This is a genomic window from Streptomyces sp. PA03-6a (assembly GCF_033792765.1).
Taxonomy (GTDB): Bacteria; Actinomycetota; Actinomycetes; order Streptomycetales; family Streptomycetaceae; genus Actinacidiphila.
On record NZ_JARAVK010000278.1, the window covers coordinates 1 to 10,933 of the forward strand.

The following is a 10,933-nucleotide window of genomic DNA, read 5'->3' on the forward strand; positions in this document are numbered from 1 at the left end:
GGGGAGCGAGGGGTGCTTGAACAGACCCGCCGCCACGTCGATGCGGAAGCCGTCGACCCCCCGGTCCAGCCAGAAGCGCAGCACGTGCTCGAAGTGCTCCCCGACGCGCGGGTCACGCCAGTTGAGGTCGGGCTGCTCCGGGGTGAACAGGTGCAGGTACCACTGGCCCGGCCGGCCGTCCGGCTCGGTCACCCGGGACCAGGCGGGACCGCCGAACATCGCCCGCCAGTTGTTGGGCGGCAGTTCGCCGTGCTCGCCGCGTCCGTCGGCGAAGTGGAACAGCGACCGGGCGGGGCCGCCCGGCCCCTCCGCCAGTGCCTCGCGGAACCACGGGTGGGCGGCCGAGCAGTGGTTGGGGACGACGTCCACGACGGTGCGCAGACCCAGCCGGTGCGCGTCGGCCACGAGGCGGTCGAACTCGGCGAGGTCGCCGTAGAGCGGGTCGACGCCCGTGTAGTCGGCCACGTCGTAGCCGTGGTCGTGCTGCGGCGAGGGGTAGAAGGGGCTCAGCCAGATCCCGTCGACGCCCAGCTTGCGCAGGTAGGGCAGACCGGCCCGGACGCCGGCCAGGTCCCCGACACCGTCGCCGGTGCTGTCCAGGAAGCTGCGCACGTAGACCTGGTAGACCACCGCGTCGCGCCACCAGGGGCGTACGGCGGTGAGTGCCGGGGAGGGGGCGGCGGCGGTGGAGGAACCGTCCTCCAGAGGGGCTGTGAACACCCGTCACCATCCTGACTGCGGGCGCGCGGACGGTCACGACATTGCACGCCGCGCGGGGTGGCTCGTTATGCATGCATGTTAAGTAGCAGTGTCAGGAAGGTGTCAACGGAGCTGCCAATAGACGGCGCTTACTGGGGTGATTTGTGCGAGTAAGATCCGCAGTCCGGAGCCGAGAGGGCATCTGGAGGTTGTCGCAGCTACTTAACAAGTAGGTATGAGGTAGGTGGCGACAGCCACCGAAGGGCACCGCCGGATCAGCGGTCCCGCACGATCTCCCGCAGCTCGCGGTCCAGCCGTGCGACGGCCTGCTCCGGCGTGGTGTGCAGCGCCAGCGCGTCCCGGCTCACCGCCGCCACCGCCAGGCTCACCTGCTCGTAGCGGGCGCTCTTCGGGCGCGGCCTGGCCGCCCGTACGCTCTGCTCCAGCACCGGCAGGTACGGATACCTGCGCACCAGCCCGGGGTCCTGGTACAGATCGGCCCACACCGGCGGCAGCGAGCCCTCCGTCAGGACCTGGCGCTGCACGGACTCACCCGTCATGTACGCCATGAGGTCGGCGGCCGTCCGCGGATGCCGCGAGTGCGCGTTCACCGCGAGGTTGGACCCGCCCAGCACGCTGGCGCCCGGCCCGTCCGGTCCTGGCAGCGGCACCGCGCCGAAGCGCCCCGCGACCTTGGAGCCGGGCGCGGAGGCGAGGTCGTACACGTACGGCCAGTTGCGCAGGAAGAGCAGCCGGCCGTCCTCGAAGGCCTGCCGGGACTCCTCCTCCTTGAACCGCAGTGCCTCGCCCGGGATCCAGCCCTCGCGCACCCCGCGCACCAGGAAGCCCAGCCCCTCGCGGGCCGCGGCGGAGTCCACGGTGACCCGGCTGCCGTCGCCGCCGAGGATGCCGCCCCCGGCCGACTGCACCGCCTCCGTGACGTTGACGGTCAGGCCCTCGTACGGCAGGAACTGCCCGGCGTAGCCGCCGATCCCGTACTTCGGGGCGAGCGTGCGCGCTTGGCGCTCCAACTCCGCCCAGGTGCGCGGCGGATCCAGGTGCTCCCGGTCGAGGATGTCCTTGCGGTAGTAGAGCAGCCCGGCGTTGGTGACGTACGGGACCGCGTACAGCCGCTCGCGGAAGGTGGCGGTGTCCACCACCGAGGGCAGCAGCCGGTCCAGCGGCAGGCCATGCGGGTCGACCGGCGCGATCCATCCGGCGCCCGCGAACTCGGAGGTCCACGCCACGTCGATGTTGAGCACGTCGAAGCGGTCGCTGCCGGAGCGCAGGCTGTCGGCCATCTGCGCGCGCACCTCGTCGGCCGCCTCGGGCAGTTCGACGAGCGTCGCCTTCTCCAGGGGGTGGCCACGGTTCCAGCCGTCCAGCACGTGCTGGAGGTAGCCGGTCAGATCGCGTCCGGTCGCGAGGGTCACCGGGCCCCGGCCCGTCGTGCCGGGCGGTCCGTCGGCGGCGCGGGCGCCCTCGGAGGCGTATCCCGTCAGCAGCAGGGCAGCGGCGAGCAGGGTCCTGCCCGCGGCCCGCGCCCAGCGCATACGATCCTCCAGGTCCCGCTTCCGGCGACGGCGTCGTCGTCCGAAGGGACATGTATACCTGTTGGACATGCGCGATACTAGCCATTGCGGCAAGATGGCCTGCTCACCGATGATCGGGCTGGTCAGCGGCCCCTAACAAGCAGGTAGCCGGGGAGGAGGCAGGTCGAGCGTGCGCCTTCCGCTCTTGGCACTCCTCGCCCAGGGGCCCGCCCATGGTTACGAGCTCAAAACGGCACTTGAGAAGCTTTTCGGTGCGGCCTATCCTCAGCCGAACATCGGCCAGATCTACGTGACGCTGGCGCGCCTGGAGAAGTCGGGACTGATCCGGGGCGAGGACGTCACCCAGTCCGGCCGGCCCAACAAGCGGATCTACGAACTCACCGACGCCGGGCGGGAGGCGGTCTCCGCCTGGTTCGACGAGCCGTCCAGCGAGCCGCGGGTGCGCGACGAGTTCTTCATGAAGCTCGCCCTCGCCCCGGCCACGGGCCTGGCCGACCAGGTCTCCCTGATCAACAAGCAGCGCCGCCACTACCTCAACCTCATGCGGGCCATGTCCCGGCTCGCCGCGGGGGAGGACCGGGACAACACCATCGCGCAGCTGCTGATCGAGGGCGCGACGCTGCATCTGCAGGCGGACCTCGACTGGCTGGAGCGCTGCCAGGAGGAGCTGGAATGAGAAGGGCCGAGCCGCCCCCCGCGGCGCCGCACATGCTCCGGGTCGAGGGCCTGGTCAAGACGCACCGCGTGGACGGCGGCGAGGTCAGGGCCGTGCGCGGGGTCGACCTGGAGGTGCGGCCGGGCGAGTTCGTCGCCGTCACCGGCCCCTCCGGCGCCGGCAAGTCCACCCTGCTGCATCTGCTCGGCGGCCTCGAACGCCCCGACCGGGGGCGGATATGGCTGGACGGGCAGCGGGTCGACCAGCTCAGCGAGGCACGCTGGGCGGTACTGCGCCGGCGCGGCGTCGGCATCGTCTTCCAGTTCTTCAACCTCGTCTCCACTCTCACCGTCGCGGACAACATCGAACTGCCCGCCCTGCTCGCCGGCCGTTCGCCCCGCCAGGTGCGCGCCGCGCGCCAGGAGTTGCTGGCCGACCTCGGCCTGACGGGCAAGGAGGACAGCACCCCCGCCGACCTGTCCGGCGGTGAGCAGCAACGGGTCGCCCTCGCCCGGGCCCTGGTCAACCGCCCGGCCCTGCTGCTGGCGGACGAGCCCACCGGCAGCCTCGACAGCAAGGGCACCCGGGAGGTGCTGCGGCTGCTGACCCGCTGCCACGAACGCGGCCAGACCATCCTGCTCGTCACGCACGACGCCAAGGTGGCCAGTGCCGCGGACCGGGTGATCAGCCTCTTCGACGGCGAAGTGGTCGACGACATCACCCTCGACGCCCCGCCGTACGCCTCGCGTCCCTCCCGTGCCGCCGCCGACGTCGTGAAGCTGCAGGGCTGACCGCCGTGCGCGCCACCGCCCGCTGGGCCCTCGCCGATCTGCGCACCCACCGCGGGCAGGCCCTGTCCATCGTCCTGGCCACCGCGGGCATCACCGTGGCGCTGCTGCTCTCCGTCGCGCTGCTGGTGTACGCGGCCAACCCCTGGCAGCGGATGTTCACCGCCACCGAGGGCGCCCACGTCTGGCTGCGCACGGACGGCCGCGCCGACACCGGCGCCCTGTCGCGGATTGACGGGGTCACCGCGGTCTCCGGACCCTTCCGCACCCTCACCGTCACCGCGCAGCACGGCCGGGAGAAGGCCGCCCTCGACCTGCGGGCCGCGGGCACGAGCCCGCCGTCGGTGGGCCGGCCGCTCATGGACCGCGGGAGCTGGCTGGACGGCGACGACGGCGACGGCATCGTGCTGGAACGGTCGGTGGCGTCGGCGCTGTGGGCCGAGCCGGGCGACGAGATCAGCGTGACCCGCGACGGACGGCGAAGCACCGTCCGCGTGGTCGGCGTCGCCGGGACCGCCGAACCGCTCTACTCCCCGGGAGACAACCCCGGTGTCGCCTGGGCGTCGCCCACGCTGGTGAGCGGCCTCGCCACCGGCCCGGCGCGGGCGGGGCAGACCGTGGGGCTGCGGCTGAAGGACCCGGCGGACACCGCCTTCGTCATCCAGCGGGCCGTCTCCGCCGTCGGACCGGACCGCGTCACGAGCGTCGCCACCTGGCGGGAGGCCCGCGCCGACGCCGAGGGCGACAACCACCTCCTCGGGCTGCTGCTCGGCCTGTTCGGGCTGGCCGCGCTGCTGGCCGCCGCGATCGCGGTGACCGGGGGCATCGCCACCCGCGTCCTGGCGTACGTCCGCGACATCTCCGTCCTGAAGGCGGTCGGCTTCACCCCGGCCCAGGTGGTCCGGATGTTCCTCGTGCAGCACGCGGTGCTCGCCACCGCCGGTGTGGTGCTCGGATCGGTGGCCGCGGAGACGCTCGCGCCGGGCATCCCCGGGCCGATGGGGGACGCCATGGGGCTGTGGCAGGGACTGCCGCAGCACACCTGGGCGCTCCCCGGTACGGCCGCGGCGACCGTGCTGGTCATCGCCCTGGCCACGGTGCTCGCCGCCTGGCGGGCCGGCCGCGTGCCGCCGATCCCCGCCGCGCGGGGGGCCGTTCCGGGACGCCGCAGGATGTCCGGCGCGGCCCGGGCCGCGCTGCGCCTGGGGACCCCGCCCGCCCTGGTGCTCGGCTGCCGCGGCGTGCTGCACCGGCCCGCGCGCTCGGCGGCCGCCGTGGCCCGGCTCGCCCTGCCGGTCCTGATGATCACCGTGGCGCTGGGGACCTGGGCCACCCTCGACCGCTTCGAGCACCACCCCGAACTGCTCGGCCAGGCCGGCGCGCTCACCGCCCGCCCCAACGGCCTCACCGACGAGGCCGTCCGGCAGCTGCTCGCCGCACGACCGGAGATCGCCGCGGCGCACCCGGGCGTCGACCTCCCCGCGCTCGCCCCCGGCCAGTCGCAGTCGGTCACCCTGCGGGGGATCGGCACCACCGCCGACCCCTACCCCTTCGCCGTCGCGGAGGGCCGGCGCCCCGCCGGCCCCGACGAGGCACTCGCCGGACAGGGCCTGCTCGACGCGCTGCACATCGAGGTCGGCCAGTGGGTCCGGGTCACCGTCGGCGGCACCCCGCACATCCTCCACATCGTCGGCCGCAGCATCGAGACCGGGCACGGCGGACGGGTGATCTCCGCCCCGCTCGACGTGCTGCGGGCCCAGGACGCCTCCATCGGGCCCTCGTACTACAGCCTGGTGCTGCGTCCCGGCGCCGACCGCGCGGCGGTGCGCGGCGCCCTCACCGACGCGTCGCACGGCGCCCTGGAGGTGCGCGAGGTCACCGGCCCCGGCGCCGAACTCTCCCCGGTGCGCGGCGTGATCATCGGACTGGTCAGCGTGCTCGCGCTGATCGCCCTGGCCGAACTGTCCACGGCCGTCGGCAGCGGCATCCGCGATCACGCCCGCGACATGCGCGCCTACCGCGCCGTGGGCCTGACGCCCCAGCAGACCGTGGCGACCGTCGTGACCGGCGTCGGTCTGGTGGTCCTGGCCGCCGCCGCGGCGGGGGTCACCGCGGGGGTGTTCGCCTCCGACTGGCTGATCGACCTGCAGGCCGGCTCCAGCGGCGTCGGCGCGGGGATCGCCCAGTCCCCGCCGGGAGCGGTGCTGGCCCTGATCGTCGGCGTGTGCGTCGCGGCGGCGGTGGCACTCTCGCTGCTGCCCGCCTCCCGCGCGGCGGGGGACCGCAATCCGCGGATGCTGTTCAACGCCCAGTAAGGGGAAGACACCGGACGCCGTGCCCCGCCGAACGGGGCCGCCGGGCAAGATCCTTGGTAAGAATGAAGCGCGCCGGCCGGCCCGGCTGCGCGGTCCTTGACCGCTCTGTCGGCCGTCGTCGATGCTTGTGTTGCGGCACGTGCAGAATGTGCCGTAATGAGAAACGCCCGTCTCAGGGTTCCGTACCAGCCGAGGAGTGCCCCATGGCTCACCAGGTCCGTGCCGTCGTCGCCCGGGAGAAGGGTTCCCCCGTCAGCCTGGAAACGATCGTCGTGCCCGACCCGGGGCCCGGGGAGGCGCTGGTACGGATCCAGGCCTGCGGGGTCTGCCACACCGACCTGCACTACCGCGAGGGCGGGATCAACGACGACTTCCCGTTCCTGCTCGGCCACGAGGCGGCGGGCATCGTGGAGTCGGTCGGCGAGGGCGTCACCGACGTCGCCCCCGGCGACTTCGTCATCCTCAACTGGCGTGCGGTGTGCGGCCAGTGCCGTGCCTGTCTGCGCGGCCGCCCCTGGTACTGCTTCAACACCCACAACGCCAAGCAGAAGATGACCCTGCTGGACGGCACCGAGCTCTCCCCGGCCCTCGGCATCGGGGCCTTCGCCGAGAAGACCCTCGTCCACGCCGGGCAGTGCACCAAGGTCGACCCGGCCGTCTCACCGGCCGTCGCCGGGCTGCTGGGCTGCGGTGTCATGGCGGGCATCGGCGCGGCCATCAACACCGGCAACGTCGGCCGCGGCGACTCCGTCGCCGTCATCGGCTGCGGCGGCGTGGGCGACGCGGCGATCGCCGGCGCCCGGCTGGCCGGTGCCGCGAAGATCATCGCGGTGGACATCGACGCGCGGAAGCTGGAGACGGCGAAGAAGCTGGGCGCCACGCACACCGTCAACTCCAAGGAGACCGACCCCGTCGAGGCGGTCCGCGAGCTGACCGGCGGCTTCGGCGCCGACGTCGTCATCGAGGCGGTCGGCCGCCCCGAGACGTACAAGCAGGCCTTCTACGCCCGCGACCTGGCCGGCACCGTCGTCCTGGTCGGCGTGCCCACCCCCGAGATGAAGCTGGAACTCCCGCTGCTGGACGTCTTCGGCCGCGGCGGGGCCCTGAAGTCCTCCTGGTACGGCGACTGCCTGCCCTCCCGCGACTTCCCCATGCTCATCGACCTCCACCTGCAGGGCCGGCTGGACCTGGACACCTTCGTCACCGAGACCATCGCCCTGGACGAGGTGGAGAAGGCCTTCGAGCGGATGCACCACGGCGACGTGCTGCGCTCGGTGGTGGTCCTGTGATGGCCGCCCGCATCGACCACCTCGTCACCTCGGGCACCTTCTCGCTGGACGGCGGCACCTGGGACGTCGACAACAACGTCTGGATCGTCGGCGACGACACCGAGGCGATCGTCGTCGACGCCGCCCACGACGCCGACGCCATCGCCGCGGCGCTGGGCGGCCGCCGCCTGGTCGCGATCGTGAGCACCCACGCCCACAACGACCACGTCGACGCCGCGCCCGCGCTCGCCGCCCGGACCGGTGCGAAGATCCTCCTGCACGGCGACGACCTGCCGCTGTGGAAGCAGACCCACCCGGAGCGCTCCCCTGACGAGGAGCTGACGGATGGTCAGGTCATTGCGGTGGCCGGCACCGAGCTCACGGTGCTCCACACCCCGGGCCACGCGCCGGGCGCCGTCTGCCTCTACGCGCCGGCCCTCGGCACGGTCTTCACCGGTGACACCCTCTTCCAGGGCGGCCCGGGCGCCACGGGGCGGTCCTTCTCGGACTTCCCCACCATCATCGAGTCCATCCGCGAGCGGCTGCTGACCCTGCCGCCGGAGACGGTCGTCCGCACCGGCCACGGCGACAGCACCACCATCGGCGCCGAGGCCCCGCATCTGGACGAGTGGATCGCCCGCGGCCACTGAGCCCCCGTGACCGCCGCACCCGCGGGTGCGGCGGTCACCGCGGTCAGAGCGACCACACGTAGGCGTGGTCGCTCGCGGTCACCACCGCGAGCACGACCAGGTCGGCCGCCCCCAGTACGAGCCCCAGCACGGCCCGCCCGCGGCGGGCGGTGCCCTGGAACAGCGCCATAGAGCCCAGCACCAGGGCGGCGGGGCCGAGGACCACGCTGAAGACCAGCAGGCCCACCAGTCCGAGGACGAACGACGCCACCGCCGCGCCGTCCGCGTGGGCGCGGCGCGTGCTCACGGGTGTCCCGGGCATCCCTCATCCCTCCCTTCGGTGCGTGACGCGCCGGCGTGCCGCGTACAGCGCGAGCCACCCGACGATGACGGCGGCGACGGCGAGGGTCACATGCAGCGGCAGATGCGCGACCGGTCCGAGCAGCAGCCCGAACAGTGCCAGTGCGGCCACCAGGAACAGCATTCCGGTCCTTCCCTGTGCTCCGACGTTCCGGGGAATTCGGTGAACAGTTGTACACGGAGCTTCTGCCCACCACCGCCCCCGGAAAACGCGGACCGGCGCCCCGCGGGTGCCGGGACGCCGGTTCGGCCGGAAAGCGCGCCCGCCGCTCAGGCGGTCAGCACCCGCAGCGGCGCGCCGTCCCGGAAGGCGGCGATGTCCTCGACCGCCTGCCGGTAGAAGACCTCGTACGTCGCCTCCGTGACGTAGCCCAGGTGCGGGGTGAGCAGCGCGCCCGGCAGGCTCCGCAGGACGTCCCCGGCGGGCAGCGGCTCGGTGTCGTACACGTCCAGCGCCGCACCGGCGATCCGCCGCTCGCGCAGCGCGGCGACCAGCGCCGGGGTGTCGACGAGCGGACCGCGCGAGGTGTTGACCAGCAGCGCCGTGGGCTTCATCCAGCCCAGCTCCTCGGCGCCGACCAGGCCGGTACTGCGCGCGCTGAGCTTGTAGTGCACGGTGACGACGTCCGACTGCGAGAACAGCTCCCGCTTGGCGACCGCCCGCGCGCCGCACGCGGCGGCGTGCTCCGGGTCGAGGTTGGCGCTCCACGCCAGGACGCGCATCCCGAAGGCGGTGCCGATGGAGGCGACCCGCGCGCCCAGCCGGCCCAGCCCCACCACGCCCAGCGTCCGGCCGTGCAGGTCGCCGCCGATCGTGTGCTGCCATTCACCGCGCCGCATCCCGGCCGTCTCCTCGGGGAGGTGCCGGACCAGCGACAGGACGAGCCCCCAGGTCAGCTCGGCGGTGGCGTGCGCGACGCTCTCCGTGCCGCACACCGTCACCCCGTGCCGGCGGGCGGCGTCCAGGTCGACGGACGCGTTCGCCATCCCGGTGGTCACCAGCAGCCGCAGCGCCGGCAGCGCCGCGAAGCGCTCCTCGGTGAAGGGGGTGCGCTCACGCATGGCGACCACCACGTCGAAGCCGTCCAGCGCCCCGGCCAGTTCGGCCGTACCGGAGACGTGGTCGTGGAGGAAGACCACCTCGGCTCCCAGCGCGTCCCAGTCGGCGAACCGGTGCGCCGCCTTCTGATAGTCGTCCAGGACGGCGATGCGCATGGTGCGGTCTCCTCGGCTCGATCGGTCGAACGGGTGTCCCCCTGGTCTGTCCTAGTATCTGCTCGGAAAGCGGCCGGAACCCGACAGCCGCCGGAACCGGACGAGGGGTGGGCACGTGGAGACACCCGGCAGGCGGCGCCGGCTGCGCTGGTGGCCCCGCTCGCTGTACTGGCGCCTCGCGCTCGGCTTCCTGGCGATCACCACGGTCGGCGTCGCGGCCGCGGACGTCTACGCCGCGCAGGCCCTCGCCGACGGCCTGCGGAACCGGCTGGACCAGCAGCTGGCCTCCATACGCCAGGACCGGCTCGACGAACTGGAGACCAGCTCGGACCTCAAGCCCGCCGGGGCGACGGCCGTGGTGCTGCTCACCGACGCCATCGGCAGGGTCGTCCAGCGCGAGTCCGGCGCGATGGTGGAGCGGGCCGTCATCCGGCTGTCCAGCGCCGACCTGGACCGTATGGCGACCGCCGGCCGGGCGGGCGCGGTCGGCCCGGCCCCGATGCGGGCGGTCGTCGAGAAGCTGCCCGACGGCGGCTACCTGGTGATCGCGGAGTCCACCGCGGACGACGCGGCCACGGTGCACAACCTCGTGGTCATCGAGGCCGTCTCCGGTGTGCCGCTGGTCGCCGGAGTCGTGCTCGGCGCCCTGTACTTCAGCCGCCGCACCATCTCGCCGCTCAAGGAGATCACCGCCACCGCCCGCCGGTTCGCCGCCGAGGGCGCACTCTCGCAGCGGGTCGCCGCCCCGGTGTCGACGGCGGAGGTGGAGGCGCTGGCCGACGCCGTCAACGCGATGCTCGGCCGGGTCGACGAGGAGTTCAACCGCCGCCGCAAGGCCGAGGAGCAGCTGCGCGACTTTGTCGGCGCCGCCAGCCACGAGTTGCGCACCCCGCTCACCGCGATCGGCGGCTACGCGCAGCTGGTGCGCTTCGGTGCCCTCGACGACCCGGCCCGTCTGGACGACGCCATGCGCCGGGTGCAGAACGAGACCCGCAGGATGTCCGCCCTCGTGGACGAGCTGCTGCTGCTGGCCCGCCTCGACCAGGGCCGCCCCCTCGAGTGCCGCCCCGTGGACCTGGCCGAACTCTGCGCCGACGCGGTGGCCGACGCCCGCGTCGTCGACCCCGAGCGCCCGGTGACCCTGGTCGTGGAACCCGGGCCCCACATGGTGACCGGCGACCCTGACCGGCTCCGTCAGGTGGTCACCAACCTGCTGGCCAACGTGGTCGCGCACACCGCCCACGACGTCCCCGCCGAGGTGCGGGTCGGCCGCGAGGGCGACGAGCAGATCGTCGACGTCATCGACGGCGGGCCCGGGATACCCGAGGAACTGCGCGAGCGGATCTTCGAGCGGTTCTTCCGGGCCGGCGGCACCTACGACGCCGCCCGCCGTACCGAAAAAACCGCTCCGAAAACATCTGCTTAACACAATTCCTACGCCCAAAAAACAC

The 10,933-nt window shown here is 73.3% G+C and carries 11 protein-coding genes; 6 read left to right on the forward strand and 5 right to left on the reverse strand.

All coding sequences use genetic code 11. The annotated features are described in order from the left end of the window. Together PV350_RS39345 and PV350_RS39350 are read right to left on the reverse strand one after the other, a co-directional pair. A partial coding sequence (locus tag PV350_RS39345) for an alpha-amylase family glycosyl hydrolase (protein ID WP_500338245.1) occupies window positions 1-720 on the reverse strand: 720 nt, incomplete at its 3' end. A 254-nt stretch (window positions 721-974) separates the two neighbouring features. Further along, on the reverse strand, window positions 975-2,252 hold the full coding sequence (locus PV350_RS39350; RefSeq protein WP_499515316.1) for an ABC transporter substrate-binding protein: 1,278 nt from the start codon (window positions 2,250-2,252) through the stop codon (window positions 975-977). A gap of 169 nt (window positions 2,253-2,421) precedes the next feature. On the opposite strand from PV350_RS39350, the gene PV350_RS39355 reads away from it, so the two are divergent. The 5 genes from PV350_RS39355 (at window position 2,422) to PV350_RS39375 (ending at window position 7,928) form a co-directional block, all read left to right on the forward strand. After that, window positions 2,422-2,928 carry a PadR family transcriptional regulator gene (locus PV350_RS39355; protein ID WP_499515317.1) on the forward strand — a complete coding sequence of 169 codons (507 nt, stop codon included), beginning with the start codon at window positions 2,422-2,424 and terminating at the stop codon, window positions 2,926-2,928. Next, the gene (locus PV350_RS39360; RefSeq protein ID WP_499515318.1) at window positions 2,925-3,698 is read left to right on the forward strand and encodes an ABC transporter ATP-binding protein; all 774 of its coding nucleotides are present in this window, start codon (window positions 2,925-2,927) and stop codon (window positions 3,696-3,698) included. Before PV350_RS39355 ends, PV350_RS39360 begins: the two co-directional genes overlap by 4 nt. 5 nt (window positions 3,699-3,703) lie before the next feature. Beyond that, complete coding sequence (locus tag PV350_RS39365; protein ID WP_499515319.1) at window positions 3,704-6,010, forward strand: ABC transporter permease; 2,307 nt, start codon at window positions 3,704-3,706, stop codon at window positions 6,008-6,010. Window positions 6,011-6,213: 203 nt separating this feature from the next. Further along, window positions 6,214-7,299 (forward strand): S-(hydroxymethyl)mycothiol dehydrogenase, encoded by a 1,086-nt coding sequence (locus PV350_RS39370; protein WP_499515320.1) that lies wholly within the window; start codon window positions 6,214-6,216, stop codon window positions 7,297-7,299. Next, complete coding sequence (locus PV350_RS39375; protein WP_499515321.1) at window positions 7,299-7,928, forward strand: MBL fold metallo-hydrolase; 630 nt, start codon at window positions 7,299-7,301, stop codon at window positions 7,926-7,928. Before PV350_RS39370 ends, PV350_RS39375 begins: the two co-directional genes overlap by 1 nt. Window positions 7,929-7,971: 43 nt before the next feature. Here PV350_RS39375 and PV350_RS39380 read toward each other — a convergent pair whose 3' ends face one another. The 3 genes from PV350_RS39380 to PV350_RS39390 form a co-directional block, all read right to left on the reverse strand. Continuing rightward, a complete protein-coding gene (locus tag PV350_RS39380; RefSeq protein ID WP_499515322.1) occupies window positions 7,972-8,229 on the reverse strand; it encodes a DUF4190 domain-containing protein in 258 nt (85 codons plus the stop codon). Window positions 8,230-8,232: 3 nt separating this feature from the next. Beyond that, window positions 8,233-8,391, reverse strand: coding sequence for a hypothetical protein (locus PV350_RS39385; RefSeq protein WP_500338248.1), 159 nt, complete (start codon window positions 8,389-8,391; stop codon window positions 8,233-8,235). 146 nt (window positions 8,392-8,537) lie between these two features. Continuing rightward, window positions 8,538-9,482, reverse strand: a complete 945-nt coding sequence (locus PV350_RS39390; RefSeq protein ID WP_500338250.1) for a D-2-hydroxyacid dehydrogenase family protein — start codon at window positions 9,480-9,482, stop codon at window positions 8,538-8,540. A gap of 115 nt (window positions 9,483-9,597) precedes the next feature. On the opposite strand from PV350_RS39390, the gene PV350_RS39395 reads away from it, so the two are divergent. Beyond that, on the forward strand, window positions 9,598-10,908 hold the full coding sequence (locus tag PV350_RS39395; RefSeq protein ID WP_500338252.1) for a sensor histidine kinase: 1,311 nt from the start codon (window positions 9,598-9,600) through the stop codon (window positions 10,906-10,908). The last annotated feature ends 25 nt before the right edge of the window (window positions 10,909-10,933 follow it).